The following is a 16,364-nucleotide window of genomic DNA, read 5'->3' on the forward strand; positions in this document are numbered from 1 at the left end:
TAAAATGGACGCCCGTTTCTTTTTCAGAGTCCGCCATGCGCCCGCTCGTCGCCACCGTCGATCTTTCCGCCATCCGCCACAACTACGCCGTCGCCAAGCGCTGCGCGCCGGGCCGCCAGGCGTTCGCGGTGGTCAAGGCGAATGCCTACGGGCATGGTGCGCGGGAGGTGGTCAGCAGCCTGCACGACGAGGCCGATGGCTTTGCCGTGGCCTGCCTGGAGGAAGCCGCGGAAGTACGCGCGCTGCACGCTGATGCCCGCATCCTGCTGCTGGAAGGCTGCTTCGAACCGAACGAATACCTGATCGCCGCACAGCTGCGCCTGGATGTGGCGGTGCAGGGGCCGGAGCAGGCCCAGGCACTGCTCGCCGCGCTACTGCCGAGCGCGTTGAACGTCTGGATGAAGCTGGATTCCGGCATGCACCGCCTGGGCTTCTCGCCGGAGGCACTGCGTGACTGGCACTCGCGTTTGCGCCAGGCGCCGCAAGTGGCCGACCTGAACCTGATGAGCCACTTCGCCAACGCCGACCTGCGCGGTGACGACCTGACCGAAGACCAGGTGGCCTGCTTCCTCAGTGTGCTCGACCTGGACTTCGACCTGCGCTCCCTGGCCAACTCCGCCGCCGTGCTGACCATTCCCGCCGCCCACATGGACTGGATTCGCCCCGGCATCATGCTCTACGGCGCCACACCCTTCGCCGACATCGGCGCGGCCGAACTGGGCCTGCGCCCGGCGATGAGCCTGGAAGCACAGTTGATCGCCGTGCGTGAGGTGCAGGCGGGGGAAAGCGTCGGTTATGGCGCGGCCTGGGTGGCGCAGCGCCCGTCGCGCATCGGCACGGTGAGCTGCGGCTATGCCGACGGTTACCCGCGTCATGCGCCGAGCGGAACCCCGGTGCTGGTGCGCGGACAGCGAGTGCCGCTGGCGGGCCGGGTGTCGATGGACATGCTGGCCGTCGACCTCACCGATCTGCCCGATGCCGCAGTCGGCGATCCGGTCGAGCTGTGGGGGGCGAATCTCCCGGTGGACGAGGTGGCGAGCCATGCCGGGACCATCGGCTACGAGCTGCTGACCAAGGTCACCGCGCGCGTACCACGCCGCTACTGCAGCTGATCAGACGCGGTCCTCCGAGGTCTGGCTGCTGTCCTGCCAGAGTTCGCTGCCTTCGCCGGCACCTTCGTTGGCGATGGCATAGCTCGCCCGACCATTGCCCTTCACGTCATACAGCGCCTGGTCGGCGGCCTTGTACAGCTTGCTGAACTGCATCGCGTGGCTCGGATAGATGGCGACGCCGATGCTGGGGGTGATGCGCAGTTCGAGCGTGTCGAACTGCACCGGGCGTGACAGCTCGTTGAGCAGGCGCCTGGCGATTTCGCGGGCGTGGCCTTCGGCATCCGGGCCGGCAATCAGGGCGGCGAACTCATCACCACCCAGCCGCGCCACGCAATCGCTGGCGCGCACGCACTGGCGCAGGCGGTGCCCGACGCTCTGCAGCATGAAGTCGCCGGCATCGTGGCCGTGGGTGTCGTTGATCGGTTTGAAGTGATCGAGGTCGATCAGCATCAGCGCCAGGGTCTCGCCGTTCTGCTGGGCGCGCTCCAGCGCCTGTTCGGCGTGTTCGACCAGGAAGCGGCGGTTGGGCAGGCCGGTCAAGGGGTCGTAGTGCGCCGCGTGTTGCAGCTGGGCTTCGCGTTCGCGCAGCAGCTGGTTGCTCTGGGTCAGTTCGGCGGTGCGTTCGGCGACGGCCTTGGCCAGGTCCTGCTGCGCGCTCTGCATCATGGAGAGGCGCGCGTTCTTTTCCCGGTTGGCCTGTTCCACGGCCTGCGCACGCTCGCGCTTGAGGCTGCGGATGCGCGAGGTGAGGGCGAAGGAGAAGAGCACCGACTCCATGGCGACGGCGATCGGGAAGATGTAGGTGGTCGTCGGTTGCGGTTGCACCACGGCCAGGGCGCGCATCACCGAGATGCTCACGCTGCCGAGCACCAGGCCGAAGCCGAGCAGGTAGAGGAAGGCGGGCAGGGAGCCTTGGCGCCAGCGCGTCAGCGCCGCGCCCAAGGCTGCCGGTACACCGATAAGGGTGACCACCACCAGCATCCAGCTGGCGGCGCCGCGTAGCTGCAGTGCGCCGAGGAGGATGGTGAGCAGGTACAAGACACAGTTCAGGTTCAGCAGGTGGTGCGCCCAGCGCACGTGCCGGCGGGTCTGCAGCAGGGTGATGGTGAAGCGGTGCACGCACAGCCCCCAGAGCGAGGGCAGGGTGATGCGGTCCAGCCACCAGGGCACGGCGTGCTCGGGCCAGAGGTACTTGAAGCCGTGGCCGGTCATGCCGAGGCTGAACAGCAGCGCCGCGGCGGTGGTCAGTACGTACCAGAGATAGGCGCGGTCGTGCAGGGTCAGCAGGATGAACAGGTTGTACAACAGCAGCGCTGTGATCAGGCCATAGACTACGCCAAGGAACAGGTTGGTGTCGGCGCGGTGGTCCTGCAGGTCGTCCAGTGACCAGACGCGCAGCGGGAAGGAGTTGCCGGCGGGATCATAGGTGCGCAGGTAGAGCCGCAGCGGTCCGGCGCCCTCGGGCAGGTGGAATACCGGACGCCGGTAGCCACGGTCGCGGCCGGCGGAGAAGGGCACCGATTCGCCGGAGAGGCGTTCGACGTAGCGCCCCTGTTCGTCGGGCAGGTACAGGCGCAGGTCCTTGAGGTTGACCGCGTCCACTTCCAGCCACCAGCCGCCGGGCGGCGTCTGCCGGCGGTCGAGGTCCAGGCGCAGCCACCAGGTGCTGGAACTCTGGCCGACGCTGGTGCGGCCATTGGCCGGAACGAAGTCGCGGCTGCGCTGCACCTCGTCGAACGACAGCCCGCCGCTGCGATCCTCGAGGAGTTCCAGGCTGCCATTGAGCCAGGTGCCACTGGCATATGAGTCCAGCTCGACTGCGGCGGCCTGGCCGACCAGCAGCGCGAGCACCAGCACGAAAACATGACGCACGGCACGCACTCCCTGTGCCTTGGGGTATCCCGGCACCTACTGCGGATGGTGGCTGGAGTATAGCCATATGATGGCACTGGCGAGCGAGCGCCCGCGGGTTAAATCTGAGTTCACTGGTCGGATTTGTACACTTTTTGTGCTATATTTCGCGCCCGCGTTTTTCCGCGATACCTATTCGAGATACCCCGGTGCCCGTGATGCAAGCCGCCAAACCGCTGTTCGACTATCCCAAGTTCTGGGCCGAGTGTTTCGGCCCGGCGCCGTTCCTGCCCATGAGCAAGGAAGAGATGGATCAGCTCGGCTGGGATTCCTGCGACATCATCATCGTCACCGGCGATGCCTATGTTGACCATCCGTCCTTCGGCATGGCCATCATCGGCCGCCTGCTGGAAGCCCAGGGCTTCCGCGTCGGGATCATTTCCCAGCCCGACTGGCAGTCGAAAGACGACTTCATGAAGCTGGGCAAGCCGAACCTGTTCTTCGGCGTCGCCGCCGGCAACATGGACTCGATGATCAACCGCTACACCGCCGACCGGAAGATCCGCTCCGACGACGCCTACACCCCTGGCGGCAACGCCGGCAAGCGCCCGGACCGTGCCAGCATGGTCTACAGCCAGCGCTGCCGCGAGGCGTACAAGGGCGTGCCGATCGTGCTTGGCGGCATCGAGGCCTCGCTGCGCCGCATCGCGCACTACGACTACTGGCAGGACAAGGTCCGCCATTCGATCCTGATGGATGCCAAGGCCGACATCCTGCTGTTCGGCAACGCCGAGCGCGCCGTGGTGGAAGTGGCCCAGCGCCTGGCCGCCGGCGAGTCCATCGAGTCGATCACCGACGTGCGCGGCACCGCCTTCGTCCGTCGCGACACCCCCGAGGGCTGGTTCGAGCTGGACTCCACCCGCATCGACCGTCCGGGCAAGATCGACAAGATCATCAACCCCTACGTGAACACTCAGGACACCGCCGCCTGCGCCATCGAGCAGGAGAAGGGCGAGCAGGACGACCCGAACGAAGCCAAGGTCGTCGAGCTGCTGCCGCACCCGCGCCTGGAGCGCGAGCGCACGGTGATCCGCCTGCCGTCCTACGAGAAGGTCAAGAGCGACCCGGTGCTCTACGCCCACGCCAACCGCGTGCTGCACCTGGAGACCAATCCGGGCAACGCCCGCGCCATGGTCCAGCGTCACGGCGAGACCGACATCTGGTTCAACCCGCCGCCCATCCCGCTGACCACCGAGGAGATGGACTACGTCTTCGGCCTGCAGTACGCCCGCGTGCCGCACCCCGAGTACGGCGGCGCGAAGATCCCGGCCTACGAGATGATCCGCTTCTCGGTGAACATCATGCGTGGCTGCTTCGGCGGCTGCACCTTCTGCTCCATCACCGAGCACGAAGGCCGCATCATCCAGAGCCGCTCGGAAGACTCGATCATCCGCGAAATCGAGGAAATCCGTGACCGCGTACCGGGCTTCACCGGCGTCATCTCCGACCTCGGCGGGCCGACCGCGAACATGTACCGCATCGCCTGCAAGGACCCGGAGATCGAGCGTCACTGCCGCAAGCCGTCCTGCGTCTGGCCGGGCATCTGCGAGAACCTCAACACCGACCACTCCTCGCTGATCCAGCTGTACCGCCGCGCCCGCGACCTGCCGGGGGTGAAGAAGATCCTCATCGCCTCGGGCCTGCGCTACGACCTGGCCGTGGAGTCCCCGGAATATGTCAAGGAGCTGGTGACGCACCACGTCGGCGGCTACCTGAAGATCGCCCCGGAGCACACCGAAGAAGGCCCGCTGTCGAAGATGATGAAGCCGGGCATCGGTACCTACGACGCCTTCAAGCGCATGTTCGAGAAGTTCTCCAAGGAGGCGGGCAAGGAGCAGTACCTGATCCCGTACTTCATCGCCGCGCACCCGGGCACCAGCGACGAGGACATGATGAACCTCGCCCTGTGGCTCAAGCGCAACGGCTTCCGCGCCGACCAGGTGCAGGCCTTCTACCCGTCGCCCATGGCCACCGCCACGGCCATGTACCACTCGGGCAAGAACCCGCTGCGCAAGGTCACCTACAAGAGCGATGGCGTGGAGATCGTCAAGGGCGAGCGCCGTCGCCGCCTGCACAAAGCCTTCCTGCGCTACCACGACCCGAACAACTGGCCGATGCTGCGCGAGGCGCTGAAGGAAATGGGCCGCGCCGACCTGATCGGCAACGGCAAGCACCAGCTCATCCCGACGCACCAGCCGACCGGCGATGGCGGCTACCAGAGCGCGCGCCGCAAGAACTCTACCCCGGTAGGCAGCAAGAAGACCGGCAAGCCGTTGCTGACCCAGCACACCGGCCTGCCGCCGCGCGCCAGCGATGGTTCCAAGCCGTGGAACAAGGCCGAGGAAGGCAAGGCCATCGGCTATGCCAAAGGGAAGAAGCGCAGCACCAAGCGCCAGCCGAACATTCCGCGCTGATCCTGAGTTTCGCCGCGTGATGCAGACAGGCCCCGCTATTGCGGGGCCTGTCTATTTCGGGGGTGGCCAACCGGTCGCCGCGCTGTAGCCCGCGAATGGCGCGGGTTTTCTGCTTCCGGGGGCTACCCACGGAAATTACTTGGCACTATAGTTCCAGAATCATAAGAACAAGACTGGAGTGCCCCGCCATGCGTCTCGCTTGCTTGTCCCTGATCGCCGTCTCCGTCGCCCTGGCCGCCTGCGGTGATGGTGGGAAAACCGCCGCCGTCAGCACTGACTTTCAGAAAGACCTGCAGGCCCGCCTGATCAAGGCCAAGGCCGGCGACGTCATCGACATCCCGGCGGGGACCTACCACCTCGACCGCAGCCTGAGCCTGAAAGTGGACGGCGTGACCATTCGCGGCGCCGGCATGGACAAGACCATCCTCAACTTCAAGAACCAGAAGGCTGGCGCCGAAGGCCTGTTCGTCGACGCCTCCGATTTCACCCTGGAGAACCTCGCCATCGAGGACACCAAGGGCGACGGCCTGAAGGTCATCGGCGGCAAGAACATCGTCATCCGCAACATCCGCACCGAATGGACCAACGGCGCCTCCACCGACAACGGCGGCTACGGCATCTACCCGGTACAGACCGAGAACACCCTGCTCGAAGGCAATGTCGCCATCGGCGCCTCCGACTCGGGCATCTACGTCGGCCAGTCGCGCAACGTGGTGGTGCGCAACAACCGCGCCGAGCGCAACGTCGCCGGCATCGAGATCGAGAACACCATCGGCGCCGACGTCTACAACAACGTCGCCACCGACAACACCGGCGGCATCCTCGTGTTCAACATGCCCAACCTGCAGCAGCCGGGGCGCGGCACCCGGGTCTTCAACAACGACGTGCAGGGCAACAACCACGATAACTTCGGCCACAAGGGCACTCCGGTGGCCAGCGTGCCGGCCGGTTCCGGCGTGGTGGTGAACTCCAACGACGACGTGGAGATCTTCGACAACAAGATCGGCAACCACAAAACCGCCAACGTCATCATCAGCAGCTACTTCAGCACCAACTATTCGGACAAGGCGACCCAGCCGAACTTCGACCCCTACCCCGAAGGCATCTACATCCACGGCAACACCTTCGGCCCCGGCGGCGACAGCCCCGACCACATGGAGCTCAAGGCGCTGAAGGTCGCCAAGTTCGGCCTCAACGGCCGCCTGCCGGACATCCTCTGGGACGGCTACTTCAACTCGAAGAAACTGGTCGACGGCAAGCTGCCCGAGGCGCTGTCGATCTGCATCGACAATGGCAACGCCGGCATCGTCAACGTCGACGGTCCCAACGGCTACAAGAACATCAGCACCGACATGAGCGTGCACCAGTGCAAGCTCCAGCCATTGCCGAAGATCGAGCAGGCCGGCCTGGGCGAGAAGGGCGGCAAGGCATGACCAGACACGCTTCGTTCCTGTTGTCGCTCGCCCTGGCCGTTGGGTTGGTCGGGTGCGGGCAGGAGAGCAAGCCGCGTTATCAGCCCGAGGGCGACGACTACCCCGCCAAGCTCAGTGGCTGGGGCATGCTGCACCTGGCGGACGGTCACCTGGCGCCGGTCGCCGAAGTGCTGCCCTATGACCTGAACACCCCGCTGTTCACCGACTACGCGCACAAGCTGCGTACCGTCTGGATGCCCGAAGGGCAGTCCGCGCAGTATGCCGAGGATCGCTTCGATTACCCCGTCGGCACCGTGCTGACCAAGACCTTCTATTACCCGAAAGACGCCCAGGGCAACCTGCTGCAGAACAGCCAGGACGACCGCGACCCCAAGGCCGGGCTCGACCTCGCCAAGGTCCGCCTGGTGGAGACCCGCGTGCTGGTGCGGCAGAAGGATGGCTGGACCGCGTTGCCCTACGTCTGGGACAAGGACCAGCGCGAGGCGCGTCTGGAGCTGGCCGGCGACACGCAGGCGCTGGAGCTGACCGGGGAGGGCGGCAAGAAGGCCACCTTCAGTTACATGGTCCCCGATGCCAACCAGTGCTCCGAATGCCATGCCGAGCAGAAGGGCGCGGGCATCGCCCCGCTGGGGCCCAAGGCGCGCCACCTGAATCGGGACTTCGCCTACGCAGGCGGCAATGAAAACCAGCTGCAGCACTGGCAGGCACGCGGCTTCCTCAAGGGCCTGCCGGCGCTGGCGCAGGTGCCGCAGAACGCGCTGTGGGGTCATCCGCGCGCCGGTGAGGATCTGGAAAAACAGGCGCGCAGCTACCTCGATGCCAACTGCTCGCACTGCCACAACCCCAAGGGCGCGGCGCGAACCTCGGGCCTGTACCTCGACCCGCACACGCCGGTCTCCATCGCCTACGGTGTCTGCAAACCGCCGGTGGCGGCGGGGGGCGGCACCGGCGGGCGGCTGGAAGACATCCACCCCGGCAGCCCGGAGAAGTCGGTGCTCAGCTACCGCGTCGGCAGCGACAAACCCGGCGACATGATGCCCGAGCTGGGCCGTGGCCTGGTGCATCGCGAGGGGCTGGAAATGCTCAACCGCTGGATCAGCTCACTGCCCGGCAACTGCTAGCGAAAAATGCCCCGGAGCCCGCCAGGGCTCTGGGCTGCGCGTTGCGGCGAGCAAACGGCTGGGGCCGTGCTAGCTTTCATCTGGTCCCTTTCTCTCGCAGGTGCGCTTCCATGGAAGATACGAACATCATCAATGTGGGTACGGAGAAGATCAACGCGCTGTGGGCGACGGTTTCGCAGTACGCATTCGCCTTCGGTATCAAGATTCTCGCGGCCATCGCCTTCTGGGTGATCGGCCGATGGCTGATCGGCATGGCCGTGAGCATGGTGGAAAAGGCGCTCTCCCGGCAGAGCGTGGACCCGACGGTACTGCGCTACGTCGGCTCCTTCATCACGGTCACCCTGAACATCCTCCTGGTGATCGGCATCCTCGGCTATTTCGGTGTGCAGACCACCAGCATCGCCGCCCTCATCGCAGCGGCCGGCGTCGCCATCGGCATGGCCTGGTCCGGCCTGCTGGCGAACCTCGCGGCGGGTGGCTTCATCATCGTGTTGCGGCCGTTCAAGGTGGGCGACTTCATCACCGCCGGCGGCGTCACCGGGACGGTCAAGGAGATCGGCCTGTTCGTCACCGCGATCAACACCCCGGACAACGTGCTGACCCTGGTAGGCAACAACAAGATTTTCGGCGACACCATCCAGAACTACAGCCACAACCCCTTCCGTCGTGTCGAGCTGAAGGCCCAGCTGTCCGGCGCGGCGGACTACCAGGCCGCGATTGCCGTGCTAAAGCAGCGCATCGCGGCAATTCCCAATGTACTGAGCGACCCGCCGGTGGACGTGGAGATCCTCGAATTCAACCTGGTCGGCCCGGTGCTGGCGGTGCGTCCGTATTGCCATAACGACAGCTACTGGCAGGTCTACTTCGACACCAACCGCACCATCAAGGACGCCCTGGGCACCGATTTCCCGGCGCCGATGCCGGCGCAGACGGTGATCGTGCAGCAGACTCAGTAAGCGTTCGATTCAATCCCTTGTGCCGCCCCTATGGGGCGGTTTTTTTATGTCCAGCGCTTCCCCGTTCCAACCACCGACATGGGGAATGCGGACTCGGTCTTCCCGTACCGATCTTTCCGCTCGATGAGATTTGTTTTTCACGCGACACGGACAAATCACCCTCAAACGACATCCTCGTCTGACTGACCCGAGCTGCCTTGCCGTCGCAGGCTACCTGCATCCGGTGATTCACCCTGTGCGAGGGACAGCCATGAAGGACGCGCTCGGTTTCAGCCTGATCGAGGTATTGGTGGCGGTCGTGCTGACCTGCATCGGGATACTGGGGATGGTCACCCTGCAGGGGCGCGCGCTGCAGTACATCCAGGATTCGGCGCAGCGCAACACGGCGGCCGCGCTGGCCAATGACCTGGTGGAGATGATTCGCCTGGGGAGCGGTGGCCAGGCGGTTCCGGCGGGCTATCTCAAGACGGCCGGTGCGAGCTTCCCCGGTGCACCTACTACCTGCGCGAACACCCCCGATGCCGCTGACCAGCAACTGGCGTGCTGGGCACAGCGGGCGAGTGCGTTGTTGCCGGGTGCCAGGGAACTGCTGGTCGATGAGTTCCATGTCTGTCGATCGGCCGGGGAAAACCGTTGCACCGCTACGGGGGAGCTGCTGGAGATCCAACTGGCCTGGACGGTCAGGCCAGGAGAGTGCCTGGATGCCAAGGCCGACAATCCGGCGGAGCCGATCTGCCGCTATCGATTGCGTACCCGGATCTAGGAGGCGAGCCATGGAAGGCACGCGGTTTCAGGGTGGACTGTCCCTGGTTGAGTTGATGATTGCCCTTGTGTTGAGCAGCTTTCTGGTGCTGGGCATCACTCAGGTCTACCTGGACAACCAGCGCACCTACCTCTTCCAGCAAGGGCAGTTGCAGAACCAGGAGAGCCGGCGCTTCGTGTCGCAGTTCCTGCAACAGGAACTGAGCAGGGCCGGTTACCGAAGAAACCCGCTGGGGCAGGACATGGAGGCTGCGTTCAGTGGAACCTCCGGGGGCATCGTCAAGGGCTGCAGCTTTGCGCCAGGGCAGGCGGTGCAGTACGTGGGTCGGTCGGCGCTGTGCATTCGCTATCAGCCGCGCGACAGGTTGGAGCGTGACTGCCTGGGCAATCGGGCACCCAACCTTGCGGAGCTTGCCGAGCCCTATGCCAGCACCCACTTCGTCTTCGTCGAAAAGATCTACCTGGGCAGCAGCGGTGATCTGCGTTGCGCCAGTGCCCAGGGGGATGAGGCGCTGGTGGATGGACTGGTCGATCTGGTCTTCCAGGTGGCGGTCGCCAGCGACGCGCGACCAAGGGGGCTGGTCCGGTACATCGGCGGCTCGCCCGACGATGGACAGCCTGTGGTCGGGGTGGGCTACAAGGCTTTGCTGCGCAGCAGCGGCAAGACGCTTCGGGATGCCGTCAGCAAGGCCGCGGCTGTCGCCGACTGGAAGTTGCTGACCGGTGCGGAGCCCTCCGCGGTTTCCGGCGATTCCGGCCAGTTGTACCAGGTCATCCAGGGGGCCGTCATGCTGAGGAATCTCATGCCATGAAGCTGCCGGGCGGACCGATTTCCCAGCGCGGAGCAGCGCTGTTCGTAGCGCTGATTCTCCTGCTGATCATGACGATGCTGGCCTTGTCGGGCGTCAGGAGCGCCGTGGTCGAATCGCGCATTGCCGGTCACTCGGCCGCGCAGCAGCGCTTGTTCAATGACGCCGAAACGGGACTGCGCGTGGCCGAGGAACGCCTGGGCGCCTACTCGGCCGCATCGCTCAATGCACGGGTCATGAGTTGCACCCGGCAGATGTGCATGCCCTACCGCGATGCCGCGCACAGCGGCGGCTACAGCGCTCCACGCTTTGCACAAGGCGATGAAGTCGCCACCGAAACCGGCTCAAGGAACCAGCCCGTCAAATGGTACGTGGCGCTGATCGGCGGCGGGGCCGACTGCGTCAGCACAGAGTGCACGGCGGGAGGCAAGGGCGGGACCTTCCTGTACGAGGTCAACAGCTGTGCGGGCGATTGCGCCGGCAAGGGCAGCCAGAAGCTGCGCTCGGTGTATGCCAGGCACCATGATGATTGAGCAGGGAGGCTGCCGATGACCCCGTATCGATACGGACTCGGGCTGCTGGCCGGGCTTTTAGCGGCGGCGGGTTGTGCGGCAGAGGAAACGGTTCCGGCGACCGGAACTGCGCCTGCCCAGACTCCGCTGTTCGTCAGCCCCTCCATGCCGCCACTGAACCTGCTGGTGGTGGGATTGGATCAGAAGCTGTTTCTTCCCGCCTACGATGCCGCAAGCGATGCCAGCGGCTACGATCCGGCAACCGACCATTACGGCTATTTCGACTCCGGGAAGTGCTATCGGTACGCGAGCGGCGAGCAGGTGTTCGTGCCGGTCGCGTTCACCGCTGACAAGGTCTGCAGAAACAGCGCCGGTCGCTGGAGCGGGGACTTTCTCAACTACCTGACCACCTCGCGGGCCGATGCGTTGCGCAAGGTTCTCTATGGTGGTTATCGCGCTACGGACAGCGAAGACGAGACGGTTCTGGAGCGCTCGTTCGTTCCCGAGGGCGCCCTTGCCTGGGGCAAGGAATACACCGGTACGACGGACGCCGGATTCGACCTCGCGGACTACACCCCCTTCTCTGCGCCGCACGGGGCGAATCGCACGCTGTTCGCCAATAGCCGTGTCCTGGTGAATGGCGCCACCTACCTGAGCGTTCTACCGGAACTGGCCAATCTGCATGTCTGGGATTGGCCCGGGCGCGGGCCAGCCGTGGGGGAGCAGGGGCAGAACATCACCCCGATCGACTTCGCCGTGAGGGTCAAGGTGTGTGTTCCAGGGCTGCTGGAAAGCAACTGCAAGCAGTACCCGAGCAAACATTACAAGCCGACGGGACTGCTGCAGGAGTACGGCGAAGACGACCAGATGTACTTCGGTTTGATGATGGGCACTGGCACGCGGGACCTGCCGGGCGGCGTGTTGCGCAAGGCCATCGGTTCCTTTGCGGATGAGGTCGATGCGCAGACCGGGATCTTCGGCGTAACGGGGAAAGACGGGGCTCATACCAAGCAGGCAATCCTCTCCAGTCTCGATGGGTTGCGCACGCTGTGCGGCACGGCGAACTGCTCGGGCAGTGCAAATCCGTTGGGCGGGATCATGCTCGATGGGCTGCGTTACTTCAGCGGTGCTGCAAGTCCCGCATCCGCCGATCATCCTGCGCAGTGGAGCGACCCGTACCGGTCGGAGCTTGCCCACCGCTGCTCGCCGCCCTTGCTTACGCTCGTCAGCGATGCGAGTCCCAGTCATGACTCGCAGCTTCCGGGCAGCCCTTTCGGCTCGCTCGGTCAGGCAAGTGGTAGCTTGGCGGCGCTGGATGTCTCGGCGTCGGGAAAGATCCTCTGGGATCACGAGACGGGCAGCGCCACGCAGCGGGTCGCCATCGGAGAGGTCAGCAGCAGTGCCACCGATTCGGCCCCGACCGCCAAGCTGGCGAGCGGCTTCGGCAGCCTGCGCGGATTGCCGGAGGAGCCGACCCGGGAAGGTACCTACAACGCCGCCAGTGTCGCCTACTACGGCAACCTGCACCCCATCACCACGACCGGCCTGCCGGTCACGACCTTCGCCATTGCTCTCTCTTCACCCATGCCCGGTATCCGGATACCGATAGGCGAAGGCATGGTCACCCTGATTCCCTTCGGCAAGGCCTTATCGCCAGGCAGGCCCTCCGTGCTGGCTTCTGTGAGCGCTTTCTTCGCGCAGTCGATGCATAACCTGCCGGGGCAGAAGCAGTCCGCGCAGGTGAACGGCGGTCGTCCGGAAGTGGCGTTACGTGTGGCCTTCGAGGATGAAGCCGTGGTGCTGTACAACGCCAGGGTCAATGTGGACAACACGCTGAGCGTCACCCTGAATGTGGAGCGTGGCAGCACGGGGCGGGCCTTGCACCTGGGATACACGCTGGCCGGAACCTCGCAGGACGGCATCTATCTCGACGTATCGGCTGGCGATGTGCTCAGCGATCCGCTGGACACACCCTCCGGGCGTTGGGCTGGCGAGTGCAGGCCGCTCGGTAGTGCCTGCCCGGCACTGCAAGCCAGCGGCCCGACCCGGACGTTCATTCCGGACAGGCAAAAGCAGGTCACCCCGCTGCGGGACCCACTCTGGTACGCAGCCAAGTGGGGCGGCTTCGATGCCAGTCGATCGTCCCTGCCGGTCGACGGTGAGTGGGATTCGCGCAAGCCCGGCACCCCGGACAACTACTTCCAACTGGTCGATGCCGCCCAGCTCAAGGCGCAAATGTCCCGAGCGCTCAGCCCGATCCTGCACGGCCATGCCGCCATCACTGCGCCCATCGTTTCGCAGCAGGAGCGGGGCGAGGACGGATTCGAGCTGTACAGCACGCAACTGGATGTCGGCACCTGGGGCGGTGACCTGCTCAAGCGAGTCGTACCCGGGGCCGGCAGTTCCGAGACGCCGAGACTGGAGTGGAAAGCCAGCGAGCGATTGCCCCGGTGGAGCGAGCGAAAAATCCTGATGGCGAATGCCTCGGGTAACGGCTTGCAGGACTTCACCTTCGAGCATCTGGCCGGCCGACGCTTTGCCGGGGCAGGTCTGCAGGACCAGCTGGACACCTCCCGCGTGAACTTCCTCAAGGGTGACACTCGCCATGTGGAGCTGTACCGCCCGCGCACCAGCCTGATTGGCGACATCGTCAATTCGGTTCCTGTCCTGGGCAGCAAGGCGGCGTTGCTGGTGGGCGTTGCCGAGGCTCTTGACGGTGGCAGCGGAGATTACCGGGCGTTCGCCTCGGCACAGACGAGGCGGGATGACCAGGTCTATGTCGGTGCCAACGACGGCATGCTGCACGCCTTCAATGCGAAGTCAGGGGTGGAAACCTTCGCTTACGTCCCGACCCCGGTCATCCCCAACCTTCATATCCTCACTGATCGCCGCTACGCCAGTGAGCCTGGGCATCACCGCTATTACGTGGATGGCTCGCCGGCCGTGTCCGACGTGTATTTCGGCGGCACCTGGCACAGGGTGCTGGTCGGTGCGCTGGGGGTTGGCGGGCGCGGAGTCTTTGCCCTGGACATTACCGATCCCGACGCCGTCTCGTTGCTGTGGGAGTTCACCGCGCAGGATGATCCCGAGCTGGGCTACACGCTCTACGCGCCGGTGATCGCCCGCCTGCACAGCGGCCAGTGGGCAGTGCTGCTGGGGAATGGCTACGGCGGGCGTGATGGAAAGGCCAGCCTGCTCCTGCTCGATGTCGCCACGGGGCACTTGCTGGCCAGGCTCACGACATCGGAAAGCGGGGCCAATGGCCTTTCGGCGGTCAGTGCGGCGGATGTGAACGGCGATGGCATCGCCGACTATGCCTACGCAGGCGATTTGCGCGGCAATCTGTGGCGATTCGACCTGATCGATGCGGGGGCCGGCGACGCGCTGAGCGCTACGTCGGTGGTGAGCGCTGTCCGCTTCGCCGTCTCCTTCGGCAACAAGCCGCTGTATCACACGACCGTCAGCGAGTCGGACCCAGCCGTCCAACCGATCACTGCTGCCCCCGCGTTCATGAAGCATCCGTCCGGCAAGGGGCTGATGGTCTACTTCGGCACCGGCCGTTATTTCACCGCCGGTGACAAGGTCTCCAGCACGCTGCAATCGGTTTACGGCATTTGGGACCAGCAGACGGATGGCGGTGCCGCGAAGACGACCCGGCCTCTCACCCGCACCGACCTGCTCACGCAAACCCTCGATACCAGGAGCCCGGTAGGGAGCCGCAGGGCGAGTCAGAAGCCCATCGACTGGACGCGGGACTCCGGCTGGGTGTTGGACCTTCAGGTGGGTAATCGCCTGTTGGGCGAGCGGGTCATCACCGCGCCCAAGGTGCGGGGAAACCTGCTTCAGGTCGCGACTGTGACGCCCAATGCCGATCCTTGTTCACCCGGCCTGGAGGGCAATCTGCTGGCGCTTGGCGCGAATACGGGAGGCGCGACGTTGTTCCCGGTGTTCGACCTGAATGGTGACGGCAAGGTGGATGACCAGGATCGGGTGGGCGGAAAGGTCCCCAGCAGCATTCCGATTGCCGCAGGGGGCGTGACCTTCAGCGGCGACTCGTTGTTCGACGCCAGTGGCAAGCAGCACAAGCTCGCTCTCGGTGAACTGAGCGGTCGCCAGACCTGGACGCAGATGCCGGAGTCCGTGAAATGAGAAGGTCCCGGGAAGCGGGCGTCACCCTTGTCGAGCTCATGCTGGCGGTTGCCATCGCCGCCATTCTGGCGGCAATCGCCTACCCCAATTATCGGCAGTATGTCCTGCGCGCCAACCGCACCGAGGGGCAGGCGCTGTTGCTCGATGCGGCGGTACGGCAGGAGCGTTACTTCGCCCAGAACAACAGCTATATCGTGGCGACCGCCGAGCTGGCCAGACTGGGGCTGCCACGCGTGACGGTAAAGGGGGCTGAATCCACCGGAGGCAAGTACCTCCTCACCGTCGAGCGAGGTGCGGAGGAGGGCGGCTATTGGCTCACTGTCACGCCGCAAGGTACGCAGGCGCAGGACCTGCGCTGCGGTGCGCTGAGCCTGAATGCCCAGGGGGAACAGCATTCGGCGGCCGGCGATGCCGCCGAATGCTGGCGCTGAGGCTGGCTCAGGTCGGGTTGCGGTCCACCCACTTGGGCGCCGCCGAAGGTGTCCAGGCCTGCAGGGCGTCGACCAGTTCGGCCGGGGTGCCGGCGCGCTGGAGCATCTCGCGGTGCTGCGGGCGGACGAAACGCTCCTGCACCAGATGGTCGAGGAAGGTCAGCAGCGGCTCATAGAAGCCGTTCACTTCCAGCAGTCCCAGCGGTTTGCCGTGGTAGCCGAGTTGGCCCCAGGTCCAGACTTCGAACAGCTCTTCCAGCGTGCCCAGGCCGCCCGGCAGCGCGATGAAGGCATCGCTCAGCTCGGCCATGCGTGCCTTGCGGGCGTGCATGCCGTCGACCACCTCCAGGCGCGTCAGGCCCTTGTGGCCGATTTCCGCCTCTTTCAGGCTCTGCGGAATGATGCCGATGACTTCTCCGCCCGCCGCCAGCGCGGCGTCGGCCACCATCCCCATCAGGCCGACCGCGCCGCCACCGTAGACCAGGCGGATGCCACGCTCGGCCAGATGACGACCGAGGGCTTCGGCGGCTTCCTGGTAGATCGGAGTGGCGCCGGGGCTGGCGCCGCAGAATACGCAGATGGAACGCAAGGACATGGAAAGCTCCCACATGATCAAGGCCGTCAGGGTAGCGGCTGGCGCGGGAGCGACCAAGCCTTGCGCAACGGATTTCAGCCGGCTTGACCGCCGCCGCCGGAGGCTGCGAGCGCATAGCTGACGAGCAGGGTTTGCAGCAGGGAGGGACGTTTCATGGCG

At 65.3% G+C, this 16,364-nt stretch carries 12 protein-coding genes; 10 read left to right on the forward strand and 2 right to left on the reverse strand.

The annotated features are described in order from the left end of the window. Nucleotides 1–35 precede the first annotated feature (35 nt). A complete protein-coding gene (gene alr / locus ACQ5BL_RS14250) occupies nt 36–1,112 on the forward strand; it encodes an alanine racemase (RefSeq protein WP_243804427.1) in 1,077 nt (358 codons plus the stop codon). On the opposite strand, the gene ACQ5BL_RS14255 is transcribed toward alr, so the two are convergent. Further along, a complete protein-coding gene (locus ACQ5BL_RS14255) occupies nt 1,113–2,984 on the reverse strand; it encodes a GGDEF domain-containing protein (RefSeq protein ID WP_243804429.1) in 1,872 nt (623 codons plus the stop codon). A 197-nt stretch (nt 2,985–3,181) separates the two neighbouring features. Here ACQ5BL_RS14255 and ACQ5BL_RS14260 point away from each other — a divergent pair, with 197 nt between their 5' ends. From ACQ5BL_RS14260 to ACQ5BL_RS14300, 9 genes are all read left to right on the forward strand, one after another. Beyond that, nucleotides 3,182–5,437: a YgiQ family radical SAM protein gene (locus ACQ5BL_RS14260; protein WP_243804432.1), complete on the forward strand. Its 2,256-nt coding sequence runs from the start codon at nt 3,182–3,184 to the stop codon at nt 5,435–5,437. Between the two features lie 188 nt (nt 5,438–5,625). Next, nucleotides 5,626–6,870: a parallel beta-helix domain-containing protein gene (locus ACQ5BL_RS14265; protein WP_243804434.1), complete on the forward strand. Its 1,245-nt coding sequence runs from the start codon at nt 5,626–5,628 to the stop codon at nt 6,868–6,870. Beyond that, nucleotides 6,867–7,991: an SO2930 family diheme c-type cytochrome gene (locus ACQ5BL_RS14270; protein WP_243804436.1), complete on the forward strand. Its 1,125-nt coding sequence runs from the start codon at nt 6,867–6,869 to the stop codon at nt 7,989–7,991. Before ACQ5BL_RS14265 ends, ACQ5BL_RS14270 begins: the two co-directional genes overlap by 4 nt. 110 nt (nt 7,992–8,101) lie before the next feature. Further along, nucleotides 8,102–8,947 (forward strand): mechanosensitive ion channel family protein, encoded by an 846-nt coding sequence (locus tag ACQ5BL_RS14275; protein WP_207882337.1) that lies wholly within the window; start codon nt 8,102–8,104, stop codon nt 8,945–8,947. 250 nt (nt 8,948–9,197) lie between these two features. After that, entirely contained in the window at nt 9,198–9,710 is a 513-nt protein-coding gene (gene pilV, locus ACQ5BL_RS14280; RefSeq protein ID WP_243804438.1) for a type IV pilus modification protein PilV, read from the forward strand. A 10-nt stretch (nt 9,711–9,720) separates the two neighbouring features. After that, a complete protein-coding gene (locus ACQ5BL_RS14285) occupies nt 9,721–10,521 on the forward strand; it encodes a PilW family protein (protein WP_243804441.1) in 801 nt (266 codons plus the stop codon). Beyond that, nucleotides 10,518–11,051 (forward strand): pilus assembly PilX family protein, encoded by a 534-nt coding sequence (locus ACQ5BL_RS14290; RefSeq protein WP_243804443.1) that lies wholly within the window; start codon nt 10,518–10,520, stop codon nt 11,049–11,051. The genes ACQ5BL_RS14285 and ACQ5BL_RS14290 overlap by 4 nt, the downstream gene beginning before the upstream one ends. A gap of 15 nt (nt 11,052–11,066) precedes the next feature. Then, nucleotides 11,067–15,179 (forward strand): pilus assembly protein, encoded by a 4,113-nt coding sequence (locus tag ACQ5BL_RS14295; protein WP_243804445.1) that lies wholly within the window; start codon nt 11,067–11,069, stop codon nt 15,177–15,179. Then, nucleotides 15,176–15,610 (forward strand): type IV pilin protein, encoded by a 435-nt coding sequence (locus tag ACQ5BL_RS14300; protein ID WP_243804448.1) that lies wholly within the window; start codon nt 15,176–15,178, stop codon nt 15,608–15,610. The genes ACQ5BL_RS14295 and ACQ5BL_RS14300 overlap by 4 nt, the downstream gene beginning before the upstream one ends. Before the next feature lie 7 nt (nt 15,611–15,617). Here ACQ5BL_RS14300 and ACQ5BL_RS14305 read toward each other — a convergent pair whose 3' ends face one another. Further along, the gene (locus ACQ5BL_RS14305; RefSeq protein ID WP_243804451.1) at nt 15,618–16,205 is read right to left on the reverse strand and encodes a TIGR00730 family Rossman fold protein; all 588 of its coding nucleotides are present in this window, start codon (nt 16,203–16,205) and stop codon (nt 15,618–15,620) included. Nucleotides 16,206–16,364 lie beyond the last annotated feature (159 nt).

Origin of the sequence: Pseudomonas sp. B1-22 (genome assembly GCF_050474425.1) — a bacterium.
Lineage (GTDB): Bacteria > Pseudomonadota > Gammaproteobacteria > Pseudomonadales > Pseudomonadaceae > Pseudomonas.

Bases quoted from the DNA above. Each gene is read 5' to 3' on its own strand.
- ACQ5BL_RS14285 (WP_243804441.1), top strand. From the start codon at position 9,721: ATGGAAGGCACGCGGTTTCAGGGTGGACTGTCCCTGGTTGAGTTGATG.
- pilV (WP_243804438.1), top strand. From the start codon at position 9,198: ATGAAGGACGCGCTCGGTTTCAGCCTGATCGAGGTATTGGTGGCGGTC.
- alr (WP_243804427.1), top strand. From the start codon at position 36: ATGCGCCCGCTCGTCGCCACCGTCGATCTTTCCGCCATCCGCCACAAC.
- ACQ5BL_RS14265 (WP_243804434.1), top strand. From the start codon at position 5,626: ATGCGTCTCGCTTGCTTGTCCCTGATCGCCGTCTCCGTCGCCCTGGCC.
- ACQ5BL_RS14295 (WP_243804445.1), top strand. From the start codon at position 11,067: ATGACCCCGTATCGATACGGACTCGGGCTGCTGGCCGGGCTTTTAGCG.
- ACQ5BL_RS14305 (WP_243804451.1), bottom strand. From the start codon at position 16,205: ATGTCCTTGCGTTCCATCTGCGTATTCTGCGGCGCCAGCCCCGGCGCC.
- ACQ5BL_RS14260 (WP_243804432.1), top strand. From the start codon at position 3,182: ATGCAAGCCGCCAAACCGCTGTTCGACTATCCCAAGTTCTGGGCCGAG.
- ACQ5BL_RS14270 (WP_243804436.1), top strand. From the start codon at position 6,867: ATGACCAGACACGCTTCGTTCCTGTTGTCGCTCGCCCTGGCCGTTGGG.
- ACQ5BL_RS14290 (WP_243804443.1), top strand. From the start codon at position 10,518: ATGAAGCTGCCGGGCGGACCGATTTCCCAGCGCGGAGCAGCGCTGTTC.
- ACQ5BL_RS14275 (WP_207882337.1), top strand. From the start codon at position 8,102: ATGGAAGATACGAACATCATCAATGTGGGTACGGAGAAGATCAACGCG.
- ACQ5BL_RS14300 (WP_243804448.1), top strand. From the start codon at position 15,176: ATGAGAAGGTCCCGGGAAGCGGGCGTCACCCTTGTCGAGCTCATGCTG.